Raw genomic sequence first — 26,515 nt, forward strand, 5'->3', positions numbered from 1 at the left:
GATGTCCACATCAAAAATCAGGTTGCACCTTATAACCAGTCTGGCACGCTGATGCAAGTTTTGCCGCCCGAAAAGGCGGCAATGAGGATTTACAGTACGCGGGTGGATAACGTATAACCGTTGAAGTTGACTTCCAGTTCGTCACCATTATGCAGCGGCCCGACGCCTGCTGGCGTTCCCGTAAGCACAACATCGCCCGCTTTGAGAGTAAAGAAACGGCTCATATAGGCAATCAAAGGAACGATGTGATGGATCATCTCCGCCGTGGAGCCATGCTGGCGCTGTTCGCCGTTTACCTTCAACCCGAGCATCGTATCCTGCGGATCGCCGTTAAACTCCGCCACCGGAATAAACCCCGACAGCGGACAAGAGTTATCAAAACCTTTCGCTTTTTCCCACGGCTGCCCCGCTTTCTTCATTTTCCCCTGAATATCGCGCAGAGTCAGATCCAGCGCTACGCCATAGCCAGCGATGGCTTTACGCACATGTTCTTCGGTCGCCTGACGCAAGGTCGCGCCAATCAGTACGGCCAGCTCAACCTCATGGTGAACCGCCCCCATATCGGATGGGATCACCAGCGGCTGGCGTAAATCACACAGCGCGGTTTCCGGTTTAATAAACAGAACCGGTTCTTCCGGCGTCGCACTGCCCATTTCCTGGATGTGTTTGGCATAGTTACTGCCCACGCAAACCACCTTACTCACCGGATAATCCAGCAGAGCACCATGCCAGTTGTGATGTTGATACATTACTTTCCCCTAACGTAGTCATAGATTTCAGGTACTGCATCGATGGAACGTGCTGCTGCCGGATGCAGTTTAGCCTTTAGCGTCTGGTATATTTTGTTTTGCCGTGGCCAGATGCTGTTTGAGTAAATCTTCTGGCGGCGGTGGTATTTGTAAATAATAGCCCTGCTCGGTTAAGGCCTGTTTTACTTTTTCAAGATCGGCATTAACCAGTTTTTTACGGCCATCAAGCGGCAACATCATTGCCAGCGTCGGTTGACCAAATCCTTTCATCAGTTCTTCAGGAACGCGTGAAAAATCGTCTTTTTTTTCGACATATAAATAGGTCTGGTCACGTTTGCTGCTTCGGTAGATCACACAAAACATATCTTTTACTCTGAATTCACGGAATGGTGGCTTGCCTCAATATAATACTGACTATAACATGCCTTATAGTCTTCGGAATATCACCCCGCGCTGGGGATGATAAATAGCAAATTGAGTAAGGCCAGGATGTCAAACACGCCAATCGAGCTTAAAGGCAGTAGCTTCACCTTATCAGTGGTTCATTTACATGAAGCAGAACCCGAGGTTATTCGTCAGGCGTTGGAAGACAAAATCGCGCAGGCACCGGCTTTTTTAAAACATGCTCCCGTCGTAGTTAACGTGAGTGGTCTTGAAAGCCCGGTAAACTGGCCAGCGCTGCAGAAAGTTGTCGCGTCTACCGGATTGCGCATTATCGGCGTTAGCGGATGCAAAGACGCCAGACTCAAAGCTGAAATCGACGAAATGGGTCTTCCTTTACTGACTGAAGGTAAAGAAAAAGCGATTCGTTCAGCTCCCATTGAGGCTTCGCCCCCCGTCGCAGCGCCGCAAAACGTTACTCCCATCACAAAAACACGATTAATAAATGTGCCGGTTCGTTCCGGTCAGCGCATTTATGCTCCACAATGTGATCTGATTGTTACAAGCCACGTCAGTGCGGGCGCAGAGCTTATCGCTGATGGCAATATTCATGTTTATGGCATGATGAGAGGCCGTGCGCTGGCAGGTGCAAGCGGCGATCGGGAAGCACAAATTTTTTGTACCCATCTGACGGCAGAACTGGTGTCTATCGCAGGTGTTTATTGGCTGAGTGATAAAATCCCAGCAGAATTTTATGGCAAAGCGGCACGTCTGCAATTAGCAGAAAACGCTTTGACAGTTCAACCGTTGAATTGATCCCTTTTTAACAAGGAATTTCTATGGCACGCATTATTGTTGTTACTTCGGGTAAAGGGGGCGTTGGCAAAACCACCTCCAGCGCGGCCATCGCTACAGGTTTGGCCCAGAAGGGAAAGAAAACTGTCGTTATTGATTTTGATATCGGCCTGCGTAACCTCGATCTGATTATGGGTTGTGAACGCCGCGTCGTTTACGACTTCGTCAACGTTATTCAGGGCGATGCGTCGTTAAATCAGGCGTTAATCAAAGATAAGCGTACCGAAAATCTCTTTATTCTTCCGGCCTCACAGACTCGTGATAAAGACGCGCTGACGCGTGAAGGCGTCGCGAAAGTTCTGGACGACCTGAAAACGATGGAATTTGACTTCATCGTCTGCGACTCCCCGGCGGGTATTGAAACCGGCGCGCTGATGGCCCTGTATTTTGCCGATGAAGCGATTATCACCACTAACCCGGAAGTCTCCTCTGTACGTGACTCTGACCGTATTCTGGGTATTCTGGCGTCGAAATCTCGTCGTGCGGAAAACGGTGAAGATCCGATTAAAGAGCATTTGTTGCTGACGCGCTACAACCCTGGGCGCGTAAATAAAGGTGACATGCTGAGCATGGAAGACGTACTGGAAATTCTGCGAATCAAGTTGGTTGGCGTGATTCCTGAAGATCAGTCAGTCCTGCGCGCGTCTAACCAGGGTGAGCCGGTTATTCTCGACATCAATGCTGATGCCGGTAAAGCCTATGCTGATACCGTAGACCGTCTGTTGGGAGAAGAACGTCCTTTCCGCTTCATTGAAGAAGAGAAGAAAGGTTTCCTCAAACGCCTGTTCGGAGGATAAGTTATGGCATTACTGGATTTTTTTCTCTCGCGGAAAAAGAGCACAGCGAACATCGCTAAAGAGCGACTGCAGATTATTGTTGCGGAACGTCGTCGTAGTGACGCCGAGCCACATTATTTACCGCAACTGAGGAAAGATATTCTCGAGGTTATCTGCAAGTATGTACAAATTGATCCTGAAATGGTCACGGTACAGCTTGAGCAAAAAGACGGCGATATTTCTATCCTCGAACTTAACGTGACATTACCTGAAGCCGAAGAGTCTAAATAACCGCTTTGCTCAGTACAGTCATGGTTGCAAAAAAGGCAGATTATTCTGCCTTTTTATTTTCAGTTTCTTGCCAACATGTTGCGCATTTATTCCAACGTAAACTTTGGGTAGTTTTCGGAAAAATAGCGGCGCAAATATTCAACGGTAATACGGATTTTTGCCGATGTCGCCAGCCGAGAAACATAAACTGCCCAAATATTGGCGGGTTGATAATACTCTGGCAATATATGCACCAGATGTCCGCTGGCTATATTGTCACAAACATCCCACCAGGAACGTAAAGCAATTCCCTGACCATCAAGACACCACTGATGTACCACTTCACCATGGTTAGACGACAGAGGCCCTGTCACCTTAATGGAGTGAGCGCCCTCTTTATTACGCATTTGCCAGATACCAAACGGATGGTCGCGCTCTTTAATGACCAGACAGGGAAAAGTGGCGAGATCGGTTAGTTGTTTCGGCGTCCCATGCTGTGCCACAAACTCTGGCGAGGCGCACAAAATACGGTAGTTAGTCGCCAGTTTGCGGGCAATCAGGTTAGGTGCGATATCATCACCGATACGAATATCAAGATCGACCCCCTCATTCACCATATCCACCAGGCGGTCTTCAACATCGAACCTCAGTTCTAACTGCGGGTACTCTTTTGCCAGCGCAGACAGCGCCGGAGCCACCACCCGGCGGCCAAAACCAAAGCTACTGATAATTCGTAACATTCCCTGTGGGATCTGCCTGGCATCAGACAGTTCATCCATCATCTGATCAACGTCCTGCAGGATCCGCTGAGCCCATTCGTAGATCCGCTCCCCCTCTTCCGTGATGGTTACGCGCCGAGTAGTCCGGTGCAGCAGCACTACATTCAGCGTCTGCTCCAATAGAGCAACTCGCTTACTGATAAAGGCAGGTGATACGCCCAGCTCTTCGGCAACGGCGGCAAATCCTGCTCGACGAGCAACCAGCATAAAGACGCGTAAATCATTTAGCAGCGGCAGATTATTCATGATCTGTGTTTTATGTTTCACCAGTTAGGGGGATTAACTATTAATCAGTCAATTATAGGATAAGGGGAAAGTCAATTTTGATGGCGTACAAGTGAGAGCTGCTATGAAGAAAACCTGTCGTATTGCCGCTATCCCCGGAGATGGCATTGGTAAAGAAGTCCTGCCTGAAGGCATTCATGTGTTACAAGCAGCCGCCGAGCGCTGGGGTTTGTCGCTCAGCTTTGAGCAAATGGAATGGGCCAGCTGCGAGTACTATACCCATCATGGAAAGATGATGCCCGATGACTGGCATGAGCAACTACAATCCTTTGATGCTATCTATTTTGGCGCCGTTGGCTGGCCGGACACTGTCCCGGATCACATCTCATTATGGGGATCGCTGCTTAAGTTTCGACGCGAATTCGACCAGTACGTCAACCTGCGTCCGGTGCGTCTGTTTCCGGGCGTCCCTTGCCCGCTGGCAGGTAAGCAGCCTGGCGACATTGATTTTTACGTGGTACGCGAGAACACCGAGGGAGAATACTCTTCGCTCGGCGGACGCGTGAGCGAAGGAACCGAACACGAGATGGTTATTCAGGAATCGGTCTTCACTCGTCGTGGCGTGGATCGTATATTGCGTTACGCTTTCGAGCTGGCGCAAAACCGCCCGCGTAAGACCCTGACCTCGGCGACCAAATCCAATGGCCTGGCTATCAGCATGCCATACTGGGACGAGCGCGTTGAAGCCATGGCGGCTAACTATCCCGAGATCCGCTGGGATAAACAGCATATCGATATACTGTGCGCTCGCTTTGTGATGCAGCCAGAGCGTTTTGATGTTGTGGTCGCCTCCAACCTGTTTGGCGATATCCTTTCCGATCTCGGTCCGGCCTGTACCGGAACGATTGGTATTGCGCCTTCTGCCAACTTAAACCCGGAGCGCACCTTCCCCTCCCTGTTCGAGCCGGTACACGGTTCAGCCCCCGATATTTACGGCAAAAACATTGCCAATCCTATTGCCACTATCTGGGCTGGTGCCATGATGCTGGACTTCCTTGGCAACGGTGATGCCAAATATAAAGCCGCCCACGACGGCATTCTGGCGGCGATTGAGCAGGTCATCGCCAGCGGCCCAAAAACGCCGGATATGAAAGGCAGCGCCACCACACAACAGGTTGCTGAGGCCATCTGTCGGGCACTGCGTTAGAGGTCAAACCACGAAATATGAGCCGCGTCACTGACGCGGTTTTTTTATGCTTTTTACGAAGCCAATAACCTGCGTCAATTCACCTTTTATTATTTCCATTCCGTGTTTTATTGCTTCACGCATTGGGCAATTGTTTAATTTATGTAAAGAACAAATAATTAAATTGTTAAATACAAGGTCGCTAATTCCCTACAGCATGATAACAACGACAGGCTAATGCCAAACGCGGGCAACCGTGCCCAGGAGATCCCATGTTGAGCAACGTAAAGAAAAAAGACGTGCCGCTGATAGCCATCAGCCTGGTGGCTATTCTTTTTATCGCCGCCACACTTAGTCTCTTCCCTCAGCAGTCTGCGCAAGTTGCAAATACCATTTTTAACGGCGTGACCCGAATGCTGGGTTCCGCCGTACAAATCCTCGTTCTCATGGCCATGGGGTTGGTGGTCTGGCTGGCCACCAGCAAATACGGCAATATTCGTCTCGGAGAAGGCAAAGCGGAATACAGCACGCTGTCCTGGCTGTTTATGTTTATTTGTGCTGGATTAGGCTCCTCCACGCTCTACTGGGGCGTAGCCGAGTGGGCCTATTATTACCAGACCCCAGGTCTCAATATTGCGCCACACTCGCAAAAAGCATTGGAATTCAGTCTGCCTTACTCCTTTTTTCATTGGGGGATCAGCGCCTGGGCGACCTACACGCTGGCCTCATTAACCATGGCCTACCACTTTCATGTGCGTAAAAACAAAGGGCTGAGCCTGTCGGGAATTATCGCCGCCATCACGGGTGTGCATCCGCAGGGCGTGTGGGGACGTGTGGTTGACCTGATGTTCCTGATCGCCACCGTTGGCGCATTAACCATCTCCCTTGTCGTCACCGCAGCCACCTTTACCCGCGGTTTGTCAGCCCTGACGGGTTTACCGGATAACTTCACGGTGCAGGCGTTTGTGATCCTGTTCTCTGGCGGCATTTTCTGCCTGAGCTCCTGGATTGGCATCAACAACGGTTTGCAACGTCTGAGCAAAATGGTCGGCTGGGGCGCGTTTTTACTGCCGCTGTTGGTGCTGATTGTTGGCCCGACCGAGTTCATCACCAACAACATCATCAACGCGATTGGACTGACGACACAAAACTTTTTGCAGATGAGCCTGTTCACCGACCCACTCGGCAACGGTGAGTTCACTCGTAACTGGACAGTATTTTACTGGCTGTGGTGGATCTCCTACACCCCGGGCGTCGCGATGTTTGTCACACGCGTGTCCCGCGGTCGCAAAATTAAAGAGGTTATCTGGGCATTAATCCTGGGGAGTACCGTCGGTTGCTGGTTCTTCTTTGGTGTGATGGAAAGCTACTCTATTCATCAGTTTGTAAACGGCGTAATAGACGTGCCGCAGGTAATGGCGACGTTGGGTGGTGAAACGGCCGTACAGCAAGTGTTGATGTCGTTGCCTGCCGGGAAATTGTTCCTGGTGGCGTATCTGGCGATTATGATTATCTTCCTCGCCTCGCACATGGATGCCGTCGCCTATACCATGGCAGCTACCAGCACGCGCAACCTGCAGGAGGGCGACGATCCAGACCGTAGCTTACGTTTGTTCTGGTGTGTGGTCATCACGCTGATTCCGTTATCGATTCTATTCACCGGCGCGTCCCTGGAAACCATGAAGACCACGGTGGTTCTGACTGCGCTTCCCTTCCTCGCCATCCTGTTGGTGAAAGTTGGCGGTTTTCTTCGCTGGGTACGGCAGGACTATGCCCATATTCCTGCGCATCAAATTGAAAGTCATCTTCCTGAAGTACCCGTTACCCTCCCCGTTGCGCCACCGGCCGGGACACTACTCAAAGGCGACAATTAAGCGCCAGTACAAAATCCTCTTACTCACAAATTAAAGGTATTCCAATGAGCAATCTGAACCCTGAGTTTATTCTGCCGCAAAATTTCTGTGCCAACCCACAGGACGCATGGACTATCCCGGCCCGGTTCTATACCGACCATCAGGCTTTCGAGCACGAACAAGAAAAGGTGTTTGCTAAAAGCTGGATTTGCGTCGCCCACAGTAGCGAACTGGCGAAACCTAATGACTATGTAACCCGCGAAGTCATTGGTGAGAACATCGTGCTGGTACGTGGGCGCGACAACGTACTGCGCGCATTCTACAACGTCTGCCCGCATCGTGGTCACCAGTTATTAAGCGGCGAAGGCAAAGCGAAAAATGTGATTACCTGCCCTTACCACGCCTGGGCGTTCAAACTTGACGGCAATCTGGCGCACGCGCGTAACTGCGAAAACGTCGCCAACTTCGACAGCGAGAAAGCGCACCTCACCCCGGTACGTCTGGAAGAATATGCCGGATTCGTATTTATCAATATGGACCCGAACGCGGGCAGCGTGGAAGAACAACTCCCAGGTCTTGCAGACAAAGTTATCGAAGCCTGCCCTGACGTACACGACCTGAAACTGGCTGCACGCTTTACGACCCGAACTCCGGCCAACTGGAAGAATATTGTCGATAACTATCTGGAGTGCTACCACTGCGGCCCTGCTCACCCTGGTTTTTCCGACTCGGTTCAGGTTGACCGTTACTGGCACACCATGCACGGCAACTGGACGCTGCAATATGGTTTCGCCAAACCTTCGGAGCAGTCATTCAAGTTCGAAGAAGGTGTTGATGCCGCCTTCCACGGTTTCTGGCTGTGGCCTTGCACTATGCTCAACGTCACGCCAATCAAAGGTATGATGACCGTGATCTACGAATTCCCGGTGGATGCGGAAACGACGCTGCAAAACTATGACATCTACTTCACCAACGAAGAGCTGACCGAGGAACAGAAACAACTGATCGAATGGTATCGCAATGTCTTTCGCCCGGAAGATTTGCGTCTGGTTGAAAGCGTACAAAAAGGGTTGAAATCGCGGGGTTATCGCGGTCAGGGACGCATTATGGCGGACACCAGCGGCAGCGGTATCTCCGAACATGGCATTGCCCATTTCCATAATCTGGTTGCCCAGGTGTTTCAGGAATAACCAGGGCTGTAACGACAGGTTCCGGCGCATCGTTGCTCCGCGCCGGACGGATTTTTTAGGGAGTGCCGCAATGTCAGAGTATCAAATGCGAGACGTCCGCGTTAGCCGGATTGAGACAATTACCGCGCAGGTAAAGCGCTTCACCTTAACGGCGACCTCAGATGAACCATTGCCTGCGTTTACGGGAGGCAGCCATATTATTGTGCAAATGCAAGATGGCGATAACCTGTACAGCAATGCGTACTCGTTGATAAGTTCGCCACGCGATACGCGCGCTTATCAAATCGCCGTAAGGCTGGAGGAGGCGTCCAAAGGCGGCTCACGCTATCTGCATCAAAACGTGAAACCCGGCGATACGCTCACGATCTCCACACCAAACAATCTCTTCGCCCTCGCCCCTCAGGCACAAAAACATCTGTTGATTGCCGGAGGCATTGGGATCACACCGTTTTTATCGCAGATCCCGGAGCTTGTGCATGCTCAGGCGCAATGGCAATTGCACTATTGTTCTCCTGGCCGGGATAACTGCGCGTTTCATGACGAACTCGTGCAGCACCCGAGTGCCGCTCGCATTCATCTGCACTTGTCAAGCGCAGGTACACGTCTTGATTTAGCGCGCCTGCTGGCCGATGTTGAACCCGGCACGCATATCTACACCTGTGGCCCTGCGGTTCTCAACGATGCCGTCAGAGAAGCCGCTTCCCGCTTCGGGGTGGACAACAATACGCTACATTTTGAACAATTCGCCGCGGAAGACAAAAGCGGTGACGCCTTCACCCTGGTTCTGGCGCGTTCCGGGCGCGAATTTGTGGTCCCGGAAGAGATGACCATTTTGCAGGTTATCGAACATAACAAAGCCGCACGCGTGGAGTGCCTGTGCCGGGAAGGCGTTTGCGGCACATGTGAAACAACGATTCTTGAAGGGGAAGCCGATCACCGCGATCAATATTTCAGCGACGACGAAAAAGCCAGCCAGCAAAGTATGCTCATCTGCTGTTCGCGCGCGAAAAGTAAACGCCTGGTGCTGGATTTGTAGCGTTATGCAGGCCGGGTCAACCATGGCGCGACCCGGCAAGTCTGGTGACTTACTGCGGATATTCCTGCAGCAGCGCGTTAAGACGATCGGACATCAGTTCGCCACGCCAACCGGAAATCAGTTCCGGAAGAGACTGCTGCGGCTTTAATTTCCAGTGCCAGTTGAGCAACTGGTTAATCTGGCGACGCGAAGCAAGCAGCTCGACGCTAAGATTATGTTCCGCACTCACTTCAGCAACCAGCGCCTTAATGGCTTTGAACGCCTTGCGATAGCCAGGCATATCCATCAAATTCAGCAGCGGCTCCGGCAGCGACTCTTCCGGTAAGGCCTGAGCTTTTTCGACCATGGAGATCAGCGTCTTGCCGTGGAAGCGAATTTCGCTCCCGGAAAGCCCCAGACTATCCAGTTCGCCCAGACTGCCCGGCATATAACGGGCCACCGCCCACAGATGCTCTTCACGCACCACGAAGTTTACCGCCAAATCGCGCTCGCGCGCTTTACGCAGCCGCCAGTCGGCAAGCAGTTGCAGACAGGCCAGCTGACGGGTGCGCAATTGCCACGCGTTGGTGATGTCGCGCCAGGCGTCTTCAGGCGCCAGAATCTCCTGGCGACGCTGCTGCATTAAGCGACATTCATCCAGCGCGGCTGGCAGCCAGCCGCTGGCTTCGGTTTCAGCCATCAGCGTGGTGGTGATCGGTAACAGATACCAGACGTCAGCTGCCGCGTATTCGCACTGACGCTCGGTCAATGGTCTGGCCAGCCAGTCGGTGCGGGATTCGCTTTTGTCGAGCGCCACGCCCGTAAACTCTTCCACCATTGAGGCGAAGCCCCACGACAGCGGACGACCGCAAAAAGCGGCGAGGATTTGTGTATCAATCAACGGCTGAGGAAGTTCGCCGAAAGCGTTGAGAAACACTTCCAGGTCTTCACTGCCGGCATGCAGGAATTTGGTGATGGCGGTATCACGCAGAATATCGCGCAGCGGCGACCAGTCGGTGATCCCCTGAGGGTCAATCAGAGCAACGTGTTTGCCATCAAACAGTTGGATCAGCCCCAACTGCGGATAATAGGTGCGTGTGCGAACAAATTCGGTATCCAGGGCTATCGCCGGAAATTCACGGACGGCTTCACACAGCGTGGCCAACGCGTCGTCCGTGGTGATCATTTGGTAATTCAAATCGTGCTCTCTTTGGTTTGCGGCAAAAAAAACGCCGGATTACCCGGCGTTTTCTGCTGGCTGACTTAACGCTCAGCCTTTATTGTCCACTTTGGCGCGCGCTTCGTCACGTAATTCTCGTCGCAAAATTTTACCGACGTTAGATTTCGGCAACTCATCTCGAAATTCCACCAGCTTCGGTACTTTATAGCCCGTCAAGTGACGACGGCAGAAAGTGACCAGCGCGTCATCGGTTAACGAGGCGTCTTTCTTCACCACAAAAATTTTCACCGCTTCACCGCTGCTGCCTGATGGAACGCCAACGGCAGCCACTTCCTGCACACCAGGATGTTGCATCACCACGTCTTCAATTTCGTTCGGATAGACATTAAAGCCGGACACCAGGATCATATCTTTCTTACGATCGACAATACGCAGGAAGCCTTCATCATCCATCACCGCAATATCGCCGGTATGCAGCCAGCCGTCTTTGACGATTTCGTCAGTGGCGTCTGGTCGCTGCCAGTACCCCAGCATCACCTGCGGACCTTTCACGCACAGTTCGCCAGGCTCTCCCGGCGGCACTTCGTTGTCATCGTCATCCACCAGTTTAACCTCGGTGGAAGGAACTGGTAACCCAATACTGCCGCTATGGTAATCGATATCGTGAGGGTTGACGCTCACCAGCGGAGCGCACTCCGTCAGGCCATAACCTTCCAGCAGATACTGCCCCGTCAGCTTAACCCAACGTTCAGCTACTGCCTGTTGAACTGGCATCCCGCCGCCTGCGGAAAGGTGCAGTGATGAGAAGTCCAGTTGCTGGAACTCTTTGTTATTCAGCAGTGCGTTAAACAGCGTGTTGACGCCGGTCATCGCAGTGAACGGATATTTCGCCAGCTCTTTTACCAGTCCGGGTATATCGCGCGGGTTGGTAATCAGCAGGTTTTGACCACCCAGCTCAATAAATAACAGGCAGTTCATCGTCAGCGCAAAAATGTGATACAGCGGTAGGGCTGTTACCACCAGCTCTTTGCCCGGATGCAGCAACGGACCATAGGTGGCATTAACCTGCTCAAGGTTAGCCAGCATGTTGCGATGCGTGAGCATCGCACCTTTCGCCACGCCAGTTGTCCCGCCAGTGTATTGTAGGAACGCCAGATCTTCCGCAACTACTTCGGGCTTCACATACTGCATGCGATAACCGTTTTGTAGCGCACTGCGAAACGAAATGGCATCCGGCAGGTGATATTTCGGCACCAGGCGCTTGATATACTTGACGACAAAGTTAACCAGCGTCCCTTTAGCGGTCGACAGCTGATCGCCCATGCGCGTCAGGATCACGTGTTGCACCGACGTTTTGTCGACCACCTTTTCCAGCGTGTGGGCAAAGTTAGAGACGATGACAATGGCCGCCGCGCCGCTGTCGTTAAGCTGATGTTCCAGCTCGCGAGGCGTGTACAGCGGGTTCACGTTCACGACAATCATGCCAGCACGTAAAATCCCAAACAGTGCGACCGGATATTGCAGCAGATTCGGCATCATCAGCGCGACGCGATCGCCCTTTTTCAGCCCGAGGCCTTGTTGCAAATAGGCTGCGAACGCCCGGCTACGCTCTTCAAGCTTGCGGAAGGTCATCACCTCCCCCATGTTTACAAACGCGGGCTGATCGGCATACCGTCTTACTGAGTGTTCAAAGAGTTCCACCAGGGATTGATAACGGTCAGGATTGATCTCCGCAGGAACACCAGCGGGATAACGGTTAAGCCAAACCTTTTTCAATACATCACCTCTAAAATGCGTATTCGTCGTCATCACAACCCCAGGCAATAAACAAACTGTTAACATAATATTAACTCAGCGTACCAGTTTGTTTATTACACAACGACAAGGTTGCGAAGCACGTCACTATTTATTTTTCTTATATCCACGTTAATGCAGAAACAGCGGACGAGCCGCTGTTTCTTTTACTAATAAAACAAAGAGTTACTCAGTTACTATGGTCTGAACCTGTGCCGGACCGGGATTGTACCATCCCCATCCGCCATAGCCACCGTAAGGCCAGCCACGCGCACCGTAGAACCACGGGTCGATCGGCTGAGGCGGCATCACAATTTGCTGAGTAATATGCCAGCGTTTATAGCCAGTTACCTGCATCAGCATGAATTTATACGGGGTATTGCCGATTTTTCCGTCCACTGTGCCGCTAATCGGACCCACGACGGTGACCAGTTGCCCGCGGAAATCCACCGGGTCGAGAAAGCCATTTACATCAGCATAAATCCGCCCGCGTGAGGCTTCACCCAGCACTGGGCGCGCCCCGCTATCAAGAGGAACCGTGGCAATTTCCAGACGGGATTTCCCCTGCTGGTTCAGAATATTGACCACTTTACCGCCGAAACGCGCTTCCTGTCCGACATACAGCTGCGGCGCATTCATCACCCGCACCAGATCCTGCTGCGGCGTAGGACTCGAACCTTTAATCGCGTCCGGGATGGTGACGCAGCCGCTTAGCATTAACGCTAACGCGCCCGCCAACACACCTTTCAATAACTGCTTTTGCACCGCCATATTACGACTCCCTTTTCTTAGCTTCTGCCCCGGCCTGTTCACAATGCTGTGCACTGACGTCGATGAAAATTAACCGGGGATGTACTACTAAGATTCATTCTTTACCGGGAAGTTTCTTCCACGCCACGGTGTTACGTAAATAAACCGGTTCAGCATGTTCAACCGCCACGGTCTTACCGGCAGCCAGCATTTGCGTGGCGACAGGCAGCATATCTTCAGCCGCAGGAAGCAATACGTCACCGTCGCTGAGTGTCAGACCACTGTCTTTACCGAGTTGAGGCCAGGCAGGCCAGCCCGTTCCGACCGTTACCCACTCGCCAGACAACTGCAATAAACGCTCATGTACCTGCTCAGGGGTTAACACCGCTTCGGTTTCTTCACCGTGCCAGTTACCGTTCTCATCACGCTGGTATTCGGCCCAGTAGACTTCGCCCATTCGCGCGTCGATCGCGGCCAGTACGCGGGTAGCTCCCGATTTACGCCAGGCTCCCTGCGCCATTGTCGCAAGAGTGGAGACGCCGATCATCGGTAAATTCGCGCCTAACGCCAGCCCCTGAGCAATGCCAATCCCAATACGGACGCCGGTGAAACTACCGGGACCGCGACCAAACGCCAGGGCGTCGATGTCGGTTAACGTGAGATCGCCAGCGGCCAGGATTTCCTCGACCATCGGTAAAATTCGTTGGGTGTGTTCTCGTGGGCAAAGCTCGAAATGAGCCTTGATAGTACCGTCATTCCACAGGGCAACAGAGCACGCCTCTGTGGCGGTATCGATAGCCAGAATTCGCATGAGTGTTTGTGATCAAATCAATAAATTTGGCGCGCATCTTACCACACTCCGTAACAAATTACTCAGTCGTTGGTACGGCAAGAAAGCGAACAGCGCGAGCAATATCACGTGTACGCGGTGCAGGCGGAAGGCTCGCCAGGAAAGTGGCACCGTAAGGCCGCATCACCAGACGATTGTCGCAAATCACCAGTACACCGCGATCGTCAGCGTCACGAATCAGACGCCCCACGCCCTGTTTCAGGGTGATGACCGCATCCGGCAACTGAACGTCTTCAAACGGATCGCCACCGCGCAATCGGCAGTCTTCCATTCGCGCCTTTAACAGCGGGTCATCCGGTGAGGTGAACGGCAGTTTATCGATAATCACCAGCGACAGCGTATCGCCACGCACGTCTACCCCTTCCCAGAAGCTGCTGGTGGCAACCAGTAACGCATTACCTGCGCTGACAAACTGCTGTAACAGTTGCCCTTTACTGGTTTCCCCCTGCAGCAACACGGGAAGCGTCATGGTGGCGCGGAATTGTTCCGCCAGATCGCGCATCATCGCGTGTGAAGTACACAGCATAAAACAGCGACCGTTGTTCGCCTCGATAATGGGACGCAGCATGGACGCCAACTGCCGCGCAGCCCCCGGCTGGTTAGTTTGCGGGAGATTACGCGGCACGCACAGCAGCGCCTGGCGGGTATAATCAAAAGGACTCGGCAACAGCATCGACTCGGCATCGTTAATACCCAGCCGCGCGGTGAAATGATGGAGATCATCGTTTACCGACAGCGTCGCGGAGGTAAAAATCCAGCACCCCGGTTTTTGCTCCATCACTTCTTTGAATTTATCCGCCACCGTGAGCGGCGTCAGCGCGAGAGTGAAATGACGGGAGGTACATTCATACCAGTAGCTGAAGCCCGGCTGGTTGATCTCTTTCAGACGCTTCAGCCGAGCACGGTAAAGCGTGGCACGTTCAAACGCGGCATCCAGCAAGGCCGAACGTCCGAGAGACAGTTTCGCCACGTCATAACACAGCTCAAGCGTGTCATCGAGCAACAGAAATGCGCGCTGCACGCGCTGGTCGGCCAGCAGTTCCCGCAGGTTTCCGCGATAGCCCGGTTCGCCCAACTGCAAGCGGAAGTCCTGAGCGCTTTGCGCCAGTCGGTCGGCGCATTTTTGCAACTGCTGAGTGTCTTTCAGCTCGGTGCGATAGGCAATGGTGATGTCTTTCGCCAGATCCAGCAGCTGGCGACTGGAAAGCGACTGACCAAAGTACTGACTGGCGATATCCGGTAACTGGTGCGCTTCATCGAAGATCATCACCTCTGCTTCCGGGATCAGTTCGCCAAACCCACTCTCTTTCACCACCATATCAGCGAGAAACAGATGATGGTTCACCACAACGACATCCGCTTCCATCGCCTTCTTGCGCGCTTTAACGACAAAGCACTCTTTATATAGCGGACAGTCGCTACCAAGACAATTATCGTTTGTGCTGGTCACCAGCGGCCAGGCCTGAGAATCTTCCGCCACGCTGACGCAGGTGCTGATGTCGCCATCAAGGGTTTGATTTGACCACGAGCGTAGCAAAATGACGTCACTTAAGGTTTGTACCGGCAGATCACCGCCTGCCAGCGCCTGTTGTTCGAGACGCTCAAGGCACAGATAGTTTGAACGCCCTTTCAGCAACGCCAGTTTTCCGGTGAACGCCAGGGCTTTTGCCACGGTGGGTAAATCGCGGCTGTATAGCTGATCCTGCAACGCTTTCGAGCCTGTGGAGACAATCACCTTCTTTCCGGCGCGTAGTGCAGGGGCAAGATAGGCATAGGTTTTACCCGTTCCGGTTCCGGCTTCGACAACCAGCGGCTGTGATTTTTCGATAGCATGACTGACGGCGAAGGCCATCTGCCGCTGTGGTTCACGCGGTTTAAAACCTGGTATCGCTTTAGCTAACTGACCGTCTGCTGCAAAATCGTCCGTCACACTGCCCCCTGTTCATTTGAACAGGGATTATGTCAGGCCAGCGGGTCTTTCGCCAGTTGAAGAGGTGACGTGGGCACAACATTATGGCAGTCTTGGCGCACCCCAAAGCCATTATGAAAAAACGTAAATGAGGAATGATTTATGACGATTGTGCGCATTGATGCCGAAGCGCGTTGGTCCGACGTGGTTATCCACAACAACACGCTGTATTACACTGGCGTGCCGGAGAATCTGGATGCAGACGCTTTTGAGCAAACGGCAAATACGCTGACGCAAATTGATGCGGTGCTGGAAAAACAGGGCAGCGACAAGTCACGTATCCTTGATGCCACTCTATTCCTGGCAGACAAAAGTGATTTTGCTGCCATGAACAAAGCCTGGGACGCGTGGGTTGTTGCGGGTCACGCGCCGGTACGTTGTACCGTTCAGGCCGGGTTAATGAACCCGAAATACAAAGTTGAGATCAAGATTATCGCTGCGGTATAAGCGGCGTTACTCATCTTCATCTTCAAAACGCGCCACGATCCGTTCGCCGGTGTGACTGGCGCGTAACTCTTCAGCGACCAGAGCAATAGCTTGTCCGCTGCTCATCCCTTGCGACATCAGTTCCTGAATGCGCTCTACTGCTTTTTGCTGCTGCTCATGACTGAGTGAAGGTAAACCTGCAAACATTGTTAACTCCTGCTAAATTGTCTGCGCTTATTATTTCATGCTACCGGGCAGTTAGCCAGTAGAGTAGCAACGAGTCAGGACTGATGAAGACGTTATCTCCCGCAATAATCACATTACCCTGGCGTCAGGACGCCGCTGAACGCTATTTTTCGACCTTAAGCCATCTGCCCTGGGCGATGCTGTTGCATTCTGGTCATGCCGACCATCCACATAACCGCTTTGATATTCTGGTGGCGGATCCCATCGCTACGTTGGTTACGCTGGCTGAGGAGACCGTTGTGCGGGACGGTCGCACCTTCGTGCGCACGCATGATGATCCGATGACGGTATTACACTCCGTGCTCAACACACGCAAGATTCATCCAGATTATCACCCGGACCTGCCGTTTCAGGGCGGGGCGTTAGGTCTGTTTGGCTACGATCTTGGCCGACGCTTTGAATCACTGCCCTCTATTGCCGAATGCGATATTGCGCTGCCGGATATGGCGATAGGCATTTACGACTGGGCACTGATTGTCGATCATCAGTTGCAGACTGTGTCTCTGCTTAGCCATACCGATGTCGATGCGCGGCTGAAATGGCTCGATGCACAACAACCGCCAACCAGCGAGTCATTTACATTGACCTCGGCATGGCAGTCCAATATGAGCCGCGCTCAGTACGGCGAGAAATTCCGCCAGGTGCAGGGATACCTTCACAGCGGCGACTGTTATCAAGTCAACCTTGCCCAGCGGTTTCAGGCGCATTATCAGGGCGATGAGTGGCAGGCATTCGTCAAACTCAATCACGCCAACCGCGCCCCGTTTAGCGCGTTTATTCGTCTTGAGGAAGGCGCAATCCTCAGCCTTTCACCAGAACGTTTTATTCTGCTGGAGAACCAGCACATCCAGACGCGTCCGATTAAAGGTACGCTGCCAAGGCTTGAAGATATCAACGCCGATCGTGAGCAGGCCCAGCGACTGGCAAATTCACCGAAAGATCGCGCGGAAAACCTGATGATCGTTGATTTGATGCGTAACGATATTGGTCGCGTTGCCACACCGGGTTCGGTACAGGTTCCGCAGCTGTTTGTGGTCGAACCTTTCCCTGCCGTTCATCATCTGGTCAGCACTATTACCGCGCGCTTGCCAGAGTCATTGCATGCCACCGACCTGCTTCGCGCCGCCTTCCCTGGCGGCTCCATCACCGGCGCGCCGAAAGTGCGGGCGATGGAAATTATCGACGAACTGGAGCCGCAAAGACGCAACGCCTGGTGCGGCAGCATTGGTTATCTGAGCTTTTGCGGCAATATGGATACCAGTATCACCATTCGCACGCTGACGGCCACAAACGGAAAAATTTATTGCTCCGCAGGCGGTGGTATTGTGGCAGACAGTCAGGAAGACGCGGAGTATCAGGAAACGTTTGATAAAGTGAATCGTATTTTGCACCAACTGGAGAACTGAGACGTGGAATACAGCAACCTGACGCTTGATGACTTTTTATCGCGCTTCCAACTCCTGCGCCCGCAGGTCAATCATGCCGCGTTAAACCAGCGCCAGGCTGCCGTACTGATCCCTGTCGTGCGTCGTGCACAACCGGGATTACTGTTAACCCAGCGATCCGTTCACCTGCGTAAGCACGCCGGACAAGTCGCCTTTCCCGGCGGTGCGGTGGATAGTAGCGATGCCTCATTGATTGCCGCCGCCCTTCGTGAAGCGCAGGAAGAAGTGGCGATCCCACCTTCTTGCGTTGAGGTGATTGGCGTGCTGCCACCGGTCGACAGCGTTACCGGATTCCAGGTCACGCCAGTGGTAGGTATTATCCCGCCAAATTTACCGTATCGCGCCAGTGAGGATGAAGTGTCTGCGGTGTTCGAAATGCCGCTGGCGCAGGCCCTGCATTTAGGACGTTATCACCCGTTGGATATCTACCGTCGCGGCGATTCACATCGTGTTTGGCTTTCCTGGTATGAACAATATTTTGTCTGGGGAATGACCGCCGGAATAATTCGTGAGCTGGCGCTGCAAATTGGCGTCAAGCCATGACTATACTTATCTTTACGCACTCCATAGACAACTTGAAACTCAGGTCACAACATTAGCAAAACCGCGGTTATCTATTAGTTTAATTCATGTGAATAGTTAAGCCGATCGCCGCGTTCCCTCTTACACTATGCGCAGTTATAACATCGTTACTGGAAACCCCAGTCGCCCTGTAGGAGTAATATCGTGATTAGTCTATTCGACATGTTTAAGGTGGGGATTGGTCCCTCATCTTCCCATACCGTAGGGCCTATGAAGGCGGGTAAACAGTTCGTCGATGACCTGGTCGAAAAAGGATTACTGGACAGCGTTACTCGTGTCGCCGTCGACGTGTATGGTTCACTGTCGCTCACGGGTAAAGGTCACCACACCGATATCGCCATTATTATGGGTCTGGCGGGCAATGAGCCTGCTACCGTGGATATTGACAGCATCCCCGGATTTATCCGCGACGTAGAAACGCGTGGACGTCTGCTGCTTGCGCAGGGTCAGCACGAAGTGGATTTCCCGCAGAATGACGGGATGCGTTTTCACAACGGTAACCTGCCGCTGCATGAAAACGGGATGCAGATCCATGCTTACAATGGCGAAACCGTCATTTACAGCAAAACTTACTACTCAATCGGCGGTGGATTCATCGTTGATGAAGAACATTTTGGTCAGGATGCCGCGGGCGAGGTCAGCGTGCCTTATCCGTTCAAATCCGCTACTGAAATGCTGGAATACTGCAACAGCACCGGCCTGTCTCTCTCTGGCATGGCGATGCAGAACGAACTCGCACTGCACAGTAAAAAAGAGATTGAAGAGTACTTTGGCCACGTCTGGCAGACCATGCAGGCTTGTATTGATCGCGGCATGAACACTGAAGGCGTGCTGCCGGGTCCGCTGCGCGTTCCACGCCGTGCTTCCGCCCTGCGTCGTATGCTGGTTTCCAGCGATAAGCTCTCCAACGATCCGATGAACGTGATCGACTGGGTGAACATGTTCGCGTTGGCGGTTAACGAAGAAAACGCCGCAGGTGGTCGCGTTGTAACTGCACCAACCAACGGTGCTTGCGGTATCGTGCCTGCAGTACTGGCCTATTACGATCATTTCATCGAGTCCGTCAGCCCGGATATCTATACCCGTTATTTCCTGGCTGCCGGCGCGATTGGCGCGTTGTACAAAATGAATGCGTCAATCTCCGGTGCTGAAGTGGGGTGCCAGGGGGAAGTTGGCGTAGCCTGCTCCATGGCTGCCGCGGGTCTGGCTGAACTGTTAGGTGCAAGCCCTGAGCAGGTCTGTGTAGCTGCCGAAATCGGCATGGAGCATAATCTCGGCTTAACCTGTGATCCAGTTGCCGGTCAGGTACAGGTTCCGTGCATTGAACGTAACGCCATTGCTTCCGTGAAGGCGATCAACGCTGCGCGTATGGCAATGCGCCGCACCAGCGCGCCGCGTGTCTCGCTGGATAAAGTCATTGAAACTATGTACGAAACAGGTAAAGACATGAACGCCAAATACCGCGAAACATCACGTGGAGGTCTGGCAATCAAAGTCCAATGTGACTAATACTTAATTTTCGCCCATCTGCGACGGATGGGCGAATTTCCCCCCTCACCCTCGTCTACTGTAATTTTCCCCACTACACTTGCTCTGTTGCTGTTGGCTTCTGTGACCAACGGCTTATCGGGCAGCCCGCATGCAAACAGCACAACGGATCATTAAAAACTATCGCCGGAATCGCTTAATCGTCTGCACTGTTTGTGCACTACTGACGCTCATCCTTACATTAGCTGTCCGATTTATTTCGGAGCGTAATTTAAATCATCGCAATATCCTTACCTTTGCCAACCACGCCGTTGAAGAATTGGATGACGTGCTTTTACCCTTACAGGCCGGACGCGATGTGCTGCTGCCGTTGATTGGACTTCCCTGCTCAGTAGCGCGTTTACCCCTGAGTAAGCACGCCGCCAGACTACAGACAGTGCGTTCTATTAATCTGATTCAACGCGGGATCCTCTATTGCTCCAGCATTTTTGGTTATCGCAATGTGCCAGTTCGTCAACTGGAGCCTGAATTACCCAGCCGGGAGCCACAACTGCTGCTGACTACCGACCATTCGTTGATTAAGGGCAGCCCGATTCTGACGCAGTGGTATCCCTCATCTGCCGATGGCGAAGATGGTGTGCTGGAAATCGTGAATATTGATTTATTGTCGTCCATGCTGCTTGAACCTCAACCGCCGTACATTACTAATGCCAGCTTAACCGTCGGTAATCGCCATTTGCTCTATGGACAAGGTGTTGTTGATACGCTCCCTGAACTGAATAATGAAAAACGCTACCAGCTCTCATCGCAACATTTCCCCTATACCATCAGCATCACCGGTCCAGGCGCCAGCGAACTGGCTATCAAACATCTGCCAACACAACTGCCGCTGGCGGTGATCCTGAGTTTATTAGTGGGGTACCTGGCATGGCTGGCGACCGCCAGCAGAATGAGCTTCTCCAGGGAGATAAATCTGGCCCTTGCCGCACGCGAATTCGAGCTGTTTTGCCAACCACTACTTAATGCCCAAACCCAGCAATGTACGGGAGTGGAAATCCTTTTACGCTGGAATAACCCGCGCCAGGGTTGGATTGCTCCCGAAGTATTCATTCCCATCGCTGAAGAGCACAATCTGATTGTGCCATTGACCCGTCATGTCATCGCAGAAACCATTCAGCAGCGGCACGTCTTCCCGATGAGCAGCCAGTTTCATGTTGGGATTAATGTCGCCGCCAGTCATTTTCGTCACGGTATGCTGCTAAAAGATCTCAACCAGTATTGGTTCAGCCAACACCCTATCCAACAGTTAGTTATCGAACTTACCGAACGCGATGCGTTACTTGATGTGGATTATCGGATCGTGCGTGAGTTAAATCGGCTTGGCGTAAAACTGGCGATTGATGATTTTGGCACCGGCAACAGCTCGCTCTCCTGGCTGGAAAAACTTCGGCCGGATGTGCTGAAGATTGATAAATCATTTACTTCGGCAATCGGAACAGACGCCGTGAACTCAACCGTCACAGACATCATTATCGCGTTGGGGAAAAAACTGAATATCGAACTGGTAGCGGAAGGCGTTGAAACACAGGCCCAGGCGCAGCATTTACGCCGACATGGCGTACAATTATTGCAAGGTTATTTGTATGCAAAGCCAATGCCGCTGCGCGATTTTCCTGAATGGCTGGCGGGCAGCACGCCGCCGCCCACCCGGCATAACGGGCGACACAGTATGCCCGTCATGCCGTTTCGCTAAACCCGATTACTCGTCTTCGTCGTGAACGGGTTGTTCTTTAACAATGCGAACTAAATCCACACGATAGTCATTCGCTTCGACAATCGTGATGCTCAACGGTGCAACCTCGATAACATCACCTACGCGTGGAATATGACCGTTAGCCGCAATGACTAAACCAGCCACCGTGGCAATGTCTTCATCTTCATTCACTAACGTATCCACGTCCAGCGCCTGTTGCAACGCATGCAGATCGGTTCCCCCTTTCACCAACCAACCGCCTGCATCAGCAATAATTTCAGGCGTTTCATCGGCATCCGGGAATTCACCGGCGATCGCTTCTAATACGTCCAGCGGCGTCACCAGACCCTGCACGACGCCAAACTCGTTAGTAACGATGACGAAACTACCGCGGGCGCGACGCAGAACGCCTAACAAATTAATCGGGTCCAGCGTTTCCGGGACGACGATAGCCGGGGATGCAGAGGCAATGGCCGCCACATCTACACCGTCTTCCAGCGCCACCAGCAGCTCTTTAGCACGCACGATCCCGATGATTTCATCCAGTTCGCCACGACATACCGGGAACAGACTGTGTGGTGAAGAGAGCAACTGCTCGCGAATTTCCGCCACGCTCAGGTCTGCATCAACCCAGCTAATTTCGCCACGCGGGGTCATAATGCCGCGTAATGAACGCGACGCCAAAGAAAGGACGCCGTTGATCATATAGCGTTCTTCTTCCACAAATGCGCCTTCCGGTACGGGAACCGGCACCGGATTGTCGGATTCCATCTGTGCGCTGGCCTGACGTTTACCGCCCATCAGACGCAGGATTGCATCGGCAGTGCGCGCGCGCAGCGGCAGCGCCGACTGGTGGCGAATAAAGTTACGACGGGCAATCTGGTTAAACAGCTCAATGATGATTGAGAAGCCAATCGCCGCATACAGATAGCCTTTCGGAATATGGAAGCCAAACCCTTCGGCAACCAGACTCAGACCGATCATTAACAGGAAGCTCAGACACAGCACCACCACCGTCGGGTGTTGGTTCACAAATCGTGTCAGCGGCTTGGAAGCGAGCAGCATCACGGCCATAGCAATCACTACCGCCGCCATCATCACTGGCAGATGGTTGACCATACCGACCGCCGTAATTACGGCATCCAGCGAGAACACCGCATCGAGGATGACAATCTGTGTTACAACAACCCAAAAACTCGCATATCCTTTTGTCTGGCCAGTATCATGTTCACGGTTTTCCAGCCGCTCATGCAGCTCTGTCGTAGCCTTGAACAAGAGGAATATACCCCCCAGCAGCATAATCAGATCGCGCCCCGAGAACGCATAGTCCATTACCGTGAACAGCGGCTTAGTTAGCGTCACCATCCACGAAATGACGGACAACAAGCCCAAACGCATAATCAGCGCCAGTGACAGACCGATTAATCGCGCTTTATCTCGCTGTTTTGGCGGCAGCTTATCAGCCAGGATCGCAATGAAGACCAGGTTATCAATACCCAGAACAATTTCGAGAACGACAAGCGTGAGCAAACCCACCCAAATCTGCGGGTCCATTAATAATTCCATGACAAGCTCCTGCTTAAGGAATGACCAAACTGCGCGCTGAGAATCTCAGGCGTTAAAGCGATATGCAGAGAAAATTTGTGGCAAAAAGTGCCAATTTGACAGGCGCAACGCGGCCTGATGGTGAAATGACGTCGGTGACGATCCATATGGTGGGCTACTGCCCTATACTCCTGAGTAATTAAACAGATGCTAAACATAACAGAGACAATCGGTTTTTAGCAAAGATTTACCTTCCTTTGCAATAAGTTGTTTCGGAGATATTTTGCCCTTCGAAATTTCTTTTCATCGGAAGTTAAATTACGGATCTTCATCACATAAAATATTTTTTTCGATATCTAAAATAATTCACGAAAATCATAAGCTTTTCTTTGTAACCCTTATCTGAATCGATTCGATTGCGGACGACGATTCAAATACATCTTCACGTTGATGTGTTAACGATAATAAAGGAGGTAGCAAGTGACCATTGCTATTGTTATAGGCACACATGGTTGGGCTGCAGAGCAGTTACTTAAAACAGCAGAAATGCTTTTAGGCGAGCAGGAAAACGTCGGCTGGATCGATTTCGTTCCAGGCGAAAATGCTGAAACGCTGATCGAAAAGTACAACGCTCAGTTGGCAAAACTCGATACCAGTAAAGGCGTGCTGTTTCTCGTTGACACATGGGGAGGCAGCCCGTTCAACGCTGCGAGCCGCATTGTCGTCGATAAAGAGCATTACGAAGTCATCGCCGGTGTGAACATTCCCATGCTGGTTGAGACCTTCATGGCGCGTGATGACAACCCCAGCTTCGATGAATTAGTGGCACTGGCCGTTGAAACCGGTAGCGAAGGCGTGAAAGCGTTGAAAGCAAAACCGGTGGAAAAAGCCGCTCCTGCTCCGGTCGCAGCGCCAAAAGCAGCAGCGCCTGCCAAACCGATGGGCCCGAACGATTATATGCAGATCGGCCTGGCGCGTATTGATGACCGTTTAATCCATGGTCAGGTGGCAACGCGCTGGACCAAAGAAACCAACGTTACACGCATTATCGTCGTCAGTGATGAAGTTGCTGCCGATACCGTGCGTAAAACGCTGCTGACTCAGGTAGCACCTCCGGGTGTAACAGCACATGTGGTTGATGTCGCAAAAATGATCCGCGTCTACAACAACCCCAAATATGCAGGCGAGCGTGTGATGTTGTTGTTCACCAACCCGACCGACGTAGAACGTATCGTTGAAGGTGGCGTGAAAATTACCTCCGTTAACATTGGTGGTATGGCTTTCCATCAGGGTAAAACCCAGGTAAACAACGCTATTTCTGTTGATGAAAAAGATATCGAAGCGTTTAAAAAATTAAACGCGCGTGGTATTGAGCTGGAAGCCCGTAAGGTCTCCACCGATCAGAAACTGAAAATGATGGATCTGATTGCCAAAGCGGAAAAATAAACGCTCTGGTTGAATCTTTAGCTCTCACACTTAAGTCTGTATAAGCAATAGGAGAAGTACAATGGAGATTACCACTCTTCAGATTGTGCTGGTGTTCATCGTCGCATGTATCGCGGGTATGGAGTCGGTACTCGATGAATTTCAGTTCCACCGTCCGTTGGTGGCCTGTACGCTGATTGGTGCCGTTCTCGGGGATATGAAAACCGGTATTATCATCGGTGGTACCCTGGAAATGATCGCCCTGGGCTGGATGAACATCGGTGCTGCGGTTGCACCTGATGCCGCACTGGCCTCAATTATCTCTACCGTTCTGGTCATCGCGGGTCATCAAAGCATTGGTGCGGGTATCGCACTGGCTATTCCTCTGGCAGCAGCAGGCCAGGTTCTGACCATTATCGTTCGTACCATCACCGTAGCGTTCCAGCACGCGGCGGATAAGGCGGCCGAAAGCGGCAACCTGACGGCGCTATCCTGGATACACGTCTCCTCCCTGTTCCTTCAGGCAATGCGCGTTGCAATCCCTGCGGTAATCGTGGCTATCTCCGTCGGTACCAGTGAAGTTCAGGGCATGTTGAACGCCATTCCGGAAGTTGTTACCGGTGGTCTGAACATCGCAGGCGGTATGATCGTAGTGGTTGGTTATGCAATGGTCATCAACATGATGCGCGCAGGCTACCTGATGCCGTTCTTCTACCTCGGCTTCGTCACCGCGGCATTTACTAACTTCAACCTGGTTGCTCTGGGTGTGATTGGCGCAGTAATGGCCATCCTCTACATTCAGTTGAGCCCGAAATATAACCGCGTAGCCGGTGCACCTGCGCAAGCAGCTGGCAATAACGATCTCGATAACGAACTGGACTAACAGGTGAGCGAAATGGTTGATATGACTAAAACTACCACCGAGAAAAAACTCACCCAGAGTGATATTCGTGGCGTGTTCCTTCGTTCTAACCTGTTTCAGGGTTCATGGAACTTCGAACGTATGCAGGCGCTGGGTTTTTGTTTCTCCATGATACCGGCGATCCGCCGTTTGTACCCGGAAAACAACGACGCGCGTAAGCAAGCTATTAAGCGTCATCTGGAATTCTTTAACACCCATCCGTACGTAGCGGCCCCGGTACTGGGCGTAACGTTGGCGATGGAGGAGCAGCGTGCAAACGGTGCAGAGATTGACGATGGTGCTATCAACGGTATCAAAGTTGGTCTGATGGGGCCGCTGGCAGGCGTGGGTGACCCGATCTTCTGGGGTACCGTACGTCCGGTCTTCGCCGCGCTCGGCGCAGGTATCGCGATGAGCGGCAGCCTGCTTGGACCATTGCTCTTCTTTGTTCTGTTTAACCTGGTACGTCTCGCGACCCTTTATTACGGAGTGGCGTACGGTTACCGTAAAGGTGTCGATATCGTTAAAGATATGGGCGGCGGCTTCCTGCAGAAACTGACTGAGGGGGCGTCAATTCTCGGCCTGTTTGTCATGGGGGCATTGGTTAACAAATGGACGCACGTCAACATCCCGCTGGTGGTTTCCACTATCACCGGTCAGGATGGCCAGACTCGCGTCACCACCGTGCAGACAATCCTTGACCAGCTGATGCCGGGCCTGGTTCCGTTGCTGCTGACGTTCGCCTGTATGTGGCTGCTGCGTAAGAAAGTGAACCCGCTGTGGATCATCATTGGCTTCTTCGTCATCGGTATCGCGGGCTACGCTGTCGGCCTGCTCGGCCTGTAAGACTGTTGTACATCACCGGGGGCTTGCCCCCGGTTT

Annotated in this window: 26 protein-coding genes; 15 read left to right on the forward strand and 11 right to left on the reverse strand. The window is 52.4% G+C overall.

Features of this window, described 5'->3' with window-relative positions:
• Nucleotides 1-89: 89 nt before the first annotated feature.
• Nucleotides 90-749: a fumarylacetoacetate hydrolase family protein gene (locus ACU8YC_RS03495; RefSeq protein ID WP_446895006.1), complete on the reverse strand. Its 660-nt coding sequence runs from the start codon at nt 747-749 to the stop codon at nt 90-92.
• A 69-nt stretch (nt 750-818) separates the two neighbouring features.
• Nucleotides 819-1,112: a YcgL domain-containing protein gene (locus tag ACU8YC_RS03500; protein ID WP_151219449.1), complete on the reverse strand. Its 294-nt coding sequence runs from the start codon at nt 1,110-1,112 to the stop codon at nt 819-821.
• A 126-nt stretch (nt 1,113-1,238) separates the two neighbouring features.
• Here ACU8YC_RS03500 and minC point away from each other — a divergent pair, with 126 nt between their 5' ends.
• From minC to minE, 3 genes are read left to right on the forward strand one after another with little or no spacing between them, the layout of a single operon-like run.
• Nucleotides 1,239-1,946: a septum site-determining protein MinC gene (gene minC, locus ACU8YC_RS03505; protein ID WP_187252302.1), complete on the forward strand. Its 708-nt coding sequence runs from the start codon at nt 1,239-1,241 to the stop codon at nt 1,944-1,946.
• A 23-nt stretch (nt 1,947-1,969) separates the two neighbouring features.
• Nucleotides 1,970-2,782, forward strand: a complete 813-nt coding sequence (gene minD / locus ACU8YC_RS03510; RefSeq protein WP_003020956.1) for a septum site-determining protein MinD — start codon at nt 1,970-1,972, stop codon at nt 2,780-2,782.
• Nucleotides 2,783-2,785: 3 nt separating this feature from the next.
• Nucleotides 2,786-3,052 (forward strand): cell division topological specificity factor MinE, encoded by a 267-nt coding sequence (gene minE, locus ACU8YC_RS03515; RefSeq protein ID WP_001185666.1) that lies wholly within the window; start codon nt 2,786-2,788, stop codon nt 3,050-3,052.
• Nucleotides 3,053-3,138: 86 nt separating this feature from the next.
• Here the strand turns inward: minE and ACU8YC_RS03520 are convergent, their stop codons facing one another.
• A complete protein-coding gene (locus ACU8YC_RS03520) occupies nt 3,139-4,056 on the reverse strand; it encodes a LysR substrate-binding domain-containing protein (RefSeq protein WP_151225560.1) in 918 nt (305 codons plus the stop codon).
• A gap of 103 nt (nt 4,057-4,159) precedes the next feature.
• Between ACU8YC_RS03520 and ACU8YC_RS03525 the strand changes: the two genes are divergently transcribed.
• The 4 genes from ACU8YC_RS03525 (at nt 4,160) to ACU8YC_RS03540 (ending at nt 9,300) form a co-directional block, all read left to right on the forward strand.
• Nucleotides 4,160-5,242, forward strand: a complete 1,083-nt coding sequence (locus tag ACU8YC_RS03525) for a tartrate dehydrogenase (RefSeq protein WP_446895007.1) — start codon at nt 4,160-4,162, stop codon at nt 5,240-5,242.
• Nucleotides 5,243-5,493: 251 nt separating this feature from the next.
• On the forward strand, nt 5,494-7,095 hold the full coding sequence (locus ACU8YC_RS03530; RefSeq protein ID WP_187252301.1) for a BCCT family transporter: 1,602 nt from the start codon (nt 5,494-5,496) through the stop codon (nt 7,093-7,095).
• Nucleotides 7,096-7,139: 44 nt separating this feature from the next.
• A complete protein-coding gene (gene yeaW, locus ACU8YC_RS03535; protein WP_151225561.1) occupies nt 7,140-8,264 on the forward strand; it encodes a carnitine monooxygenase, oxygenase subunit YeaW in 1,125 nt (374 codons plus the stop codon).
• A 70-nt stretch (nt 8,265-8,334) separates the two neighbouring features.
• The gene (locus ACU8YC_RS03540) at nt 8,335-9,300 is read left to right on the forward strand and encodes a PDR/VanB family oxidoreductase (RefSeq protein ID WP_446895008.1); all 966 of its coding nucleotides are present in this window, start codon (nt 8,335-8,337) and stop codon (nt 9,298-9,300) included.
• A 49-nt stretch (nt 9,301-9,349) separates the two neighbouring features.
• On the opposite strand, the gene rnd is transcribed toward ACU8YC_RS03540, so the two are convergent.
• From rnd to ACU8YC_RS03565, 5 genes are all read right to left on the reverse strand, one after another.
• Nucleotides 9,350-10,465 carry a ribonuclease D gene (rnd, locus tag ACU8YC_RS03545; RefSeq protein WP_151219513.1) on the reverse strand — a complete coding sequence of 372 codons (1,116 nt, stop codon included), beginning with the start codon at nt 10,463-10,465 and terminating at the stop codon, nt 9,350-9,352.
• A gap of 84 nt (nt 10,466-10,549) precedes the next feature.
• Complete coding sequence (fadD, locus tag ACU8YC_RS03550; protein ID WP_151225563.1) at nt 10,550-12,235, reverse strand: long-chain-fatty-acid--CoA ligase FadD; 1,686 nt, start codon at nt 12,233-12,235, stop codon at nt 10,550-10,552.
• Nucleotides 12,236-12,439: 204 nt separating this feature from the next.
• Nucleotides 12,440-13,024 (reverse strand): Slp family lipoprotein, encoded by a 585-nt coding sequence (locus ACU8YC_RS03555; protein ID WP_151219453.1) that lies wholly within the window; start codon nt 13,022-13,024, stop codon nt 12,440-12,442.
• A 94-nt stretch (nt 13,025-13,118) separates the two neighbouring features.
• Nucleotides 13,119-13,814 (reverse strand): tRNA (adenosine(37)-N6)-threonylcarbamoyltransferase complex dimerization subunit type 1 TsaB, encoded by a 696-nt coding sequence (gene tsaB, locus ACU8YC_RS03560; RefSeq protein ID WP_151219454.1) that lies wholly within the window; start codon nt 13,812-13,814, stop codon nt 13,119-13,121.
• 58 nt (nt 13,815-13,872) lie between these two features.
• Nucleotides 13,873-15,783, reverse strand: coding sequence for an ATP-dependent DNA helicase (locus tag ACU8YC_RS03565; protein WP_151219455.1), 1,911 nt, complete (start codon nt 15,781-15,783; stop codon nt 13,873-13,875).
• 141 nt (nt 15,784-15,924) lie between these two features.
• On the opposite strand from ACU8YC_RS03565, the gene ACU8YC_RS03570 reads away from it, so the two are divergent.
• Nucleotides 15,925-16,269, forward strand: a complete 345-nt coding sequence (locus tag ACU8YC_RS03570; RefSeq protein WP_151219456.1) for a RidA family protein — start codon at nt 15,925-15,927, stop codon at nt 16,267-16,269.
• A 6-nt stretch (nt 16,270-16,275) separates the two neighbouring features.
• Here ACU8YC_RS03570 and ACU8YC_RS03575 read toward each other — a convergent pair whose 3' ends face one another.
• On the reverse strand, nt 16,276-16,455 hold the full coding sequence (locus tag ACU8YC_RS03575) for a YoaH family protein (protein ID WP_003020986.1): 180 nt from the start codon (nt 16,453-16,455) through the stop codon (nt 16,276-16,278).
• Between the two features lie 83 nt (nt 16,456-16,538).
• Here ACU8YC_RS03575 and pabB point away from each other — a divergent pair, with 83 nt between their 5' ends.
• The 4 genes from pabB to ACU8YC_RS03595 all read left to right on the forward strand — a co-directional run bounded on the left by pabB (nt 16,539) and on the right by ACU8YC_RS03595 (nt 21,762).
• Nucleotides 16,539-17,900 (forward strand): aminodeoxychorismate synthase component 1, encoded by a 1,362-nt coding sequence (gene pabB, locus ACU8YC_RS03580; protein ID WP_370607477.1) that lies wholly within the window; start codon nt 16,539-16,541, stop codon nt 17,898-17,900.
• Between the two features lie 3 nt (nt 17,901-17,903).
• The gene (locus ACU8YC_RS03585) at nt 17,904-18,482 is read left to right on the forward strand and encodes a CoA pyrophosphatase (RefSeq protein ID WP_151219457.1); all 579 of its coding nucleotides are present in this window, start codon (nt 17,904-17,906) and stop codon (nt 18,480-18,482) included.
• Between the two features lie 183 nt (nt 18,483-18,665).
• Entirely contained in the window at nt 18,666-20,030 is a 1,365-nt protein-coding gene (sdaA, locus tag ACU8YC_RS03590; protein WP_003833765.1) for an L-serine ammonia-lyase, read from the forward strand.
• 130 nt (nt 20,031-20,160) lie between these two features.
• Nucleotides 20,161-21,762, forward strand: coding sequence for an EAL domain-containing protein (locus ACU8YC_RS03595; RefSeq protein WP_446895009.1), 1,602 nt, complete (start codon nt 20,161-20,163; stop codon nt 21,760-21,762).
• 6 nt (nt 21,763-21,768) lie between these two features.
• Here ACU8YC_RS03595 and yoaE read toward each other — a convergent pair whose 3' ends face one another.
• Together yoaE and ACU8YC_RS03605 are read right to left on the reverse strand one after the other, a co-directional pair.
• On the reverse strand, nt 21,769-23,328 hold the full coding sequence (gene yoaE / locus ACU8YC_RS03600) for a CNNM family cation transport protein YoaE (protein ID WP_151225566.1): 1,560 nt from the start codon (nt 23,326-23,328) through the stop codon (nt 21,769-21,771).
• A complete protein-coding gene (locus ACU8YC_RS03605) occupies nt 23,316-23,525 on the reverse strand; it encodes a protein YoaL (protein ID WP_373276875.1) in 210 nt (69 codons plus the stop codon). The genes yoaE and ACU8YC_RS03605 overlap by 13 nt, the downstream gene beginning before the upstream one ends.
• Before the next feature lie 262 nt (nt 23,526-23,787).
• Between ACU8YC_RS03605 and manX the strand changes: the two genes are divergently transcribed.
• The 3 genes from manX to ACU8YC_RS03620 all read left to right on the forward strand — a co-directional run bounded on the left by manX (nt 23,788) and on the right by ACU8YC_RS03620 (nt 26,479).
• Complete coding sequence (gene manX / locus ACU8YC_RS03610; protein WP_187252293.1) at nt 23,788-24,753, forward strand: PTS mannose transporter subunit IIAB; 966 nt, start codon at nt 23,788-23,790, stop codon at nt 24,751-24,753.
• 61 nt (nt 24,754-24,814) lie between these two features.
• A complete protein-coding gene (manY, locus tag ACU8YC_RS03615; protein WP_151219460.1) occupies nt 24,815-25,615 on the forward strand; it encodes a PTS mannose transporter subunit IIC in 801 nt (266 codons plus the stop codon).
• Nucleotides 25,616-25,627: 12 nt separating this feature from the next.
• Nucleotides 25,628-26,479 (forward strand): PTS mannose transporter subunit IID, encoded by an 852-nt coding sequence (locus ACU8YC_RS03620; protein WP_151219461.1) that lies wholly within the window; start codon nt 25,628-25,630, stop codon nt 26,477-26,479.
• Nucleotides 26,480-26,515 lie beyond the last annotated feature (36 nt).

It is taken from the genome of Citrobacter sp. VF227 (assembly GCF_052950715.1).

What these genes read in the sequence shown, in the direction of transcription:
- ACU8YC_RS03495 (WP_446895006.1), bottom strand. Translation starts at nt 749, where the DNA reads ATGTATCAACATCACAACTGGCATGGTGCTCTGCTGGATTATCCGGTG.
- ACU8YC_RS03500 (WP_151219449.1), bottom strand. Translation starts at nt 1,112, where the DNA reads ATGTTTTGTGTGATCTACCGAAGCAGCAAACGTGACCAGACCTATTTA.
- minC (WP_187252302.1), top strand. Translation starts at nt 1,239, where the DNA reads ATGTCAAACACGCCAATCGAGCTTAAAGGCAGTAGCTTCACCTTATCA.
- minD (WP_003020956.1), top strand. Translation starts at nt 1,970, where the DNA reads ATGGCACGCATTATTGTTGTTACTTCGGGTAAAGGGGGCGTTGGCAAA.
- minE (WP_001185666.1), top strand. Translation starts at nt 2,786, where the DNA reads ATGGCATTACTGGATTTTTTTCTCTCGCGGAAAAAGAGCACAGCGAAC.
- ACU8YC_RS03520 (WP_151225560.1), bottom strand. Translation starts at nt 4,056, where the DNA reads ATGAATAATCTGCCGCTGCTAAATGATTTACGCGTCTTTATGCTGGTT.
- ACU8YC_RS03525 (WP_446895007.1), top strand. Translation starts at nt 4,160, where the DNA reads ATGAAGAAAACCTGTCGTATTGCCGCTATCCCCGGAGATGGCATTGGT.
- ACU8YC_RS03530 (WP_187252301.1), top strand. Translation starts at nt 5,494, where the DNA reads ATGTTGAGCAACGTAAAGAAAAAAGACGTGCCGCTGATAGCCATCAGC.
- yeaW (WP_151225561.1), top strand. Translation starts at nt 7,140, where the DNA reads ATGAGCAATCTGAACCCTGAGTTTATTCTGCCGCAAAATTTCTGTGCC.
- ACU8YC_RS03540 (WP_446895008.1), top strand. Translation starts at nt 8,335, where the DNA reads ATGTCAGAGTATCAAATGCGAGACGTCCGCGTTAGCCGGATTGAGACA.
- rnd (WP_151219513.1), bottom strand. Translation starts at nt 10,465, where the DNA reads ATGATCACCACGGACGACGCGTTGGCCACGCTGTGTGAAGCCGTCCGT.
- ACU8YC_RS03555 (WP_151219453.1), bottom strand. Translation starts at nt 13,024, where the DNA reads ATGGCGGTGCAAAAGCAGTTATTGAAAGGTGTGTTGGCGGGCGCGTTA.
- tsaB (WP_151219454.1), bottom strand. Translation starts at nt 13,814, where the DNA reads ATGCGAATTCTGGCTATCGATACCGCCACAGAGGCGTGCTCTGTTGCC.
- ACU8YC_RS03570 (WP_151219456.1), top strand. Translation starts at nt 15,925, where the DNA reads ATGACGATTGTGCGCATTGATGCCGAAGCGCGTTGGTCCGACGTGGTT.
- ACU8YC_RS03575 (WP_003020986.1), bottom strand. Translation starts at nt 16,455, where the DNA reads ATGTTTGCAGGTTTACCTTCACTCAGTCATGAGCAGCAGCAAAAAGCA.
- pabB (WP_370607477.1), top strand. Translation starts at nt 16,539, where the DNA reads ATGAAGACGTTATCTCCCGCAATAATCACATTACCCTGGCGTCAGGAC.
- ACU8YC_RS03595 (WP_446895009.1), top strand. Translation starts at nt 20,161, where the DNA reads ATGCAAACAGCACAACGGATCATTAAAAACTATCGCCGGAATCGCTTA.
- yoaE (WP_151225566.1), bottom strand. Translation starts at nt 23,328, where the DNA reads ATGGAATTATTAATGGACCCGCAGATTTGGGTGGGTTTGCTCACGCTT.
- ACU8YC_RS03605 (WP_373276875.1), bottom strand. Translation starts at nt 23,525, where the DNA reads ATGTTTAGCATCTGTTTAATTACTCAGGAGTATAGGGCAGTAGCCCAC.
- manY (WP_151219460.1), top strand. Translation starts at nt 24,815, where the DNA reads ATGGAGATTACCACTCTTCAGATTGTGCTGGTGTTCATCGTCGCATGT.
- ACU8YC_RS03620 (WP_151219461.1), top strand. Translation starts at nt 25,628, where the DNA reads ATGGTTGATATGACTAAAACTACCACCGAGAAAAAACTCACCCAGAGT.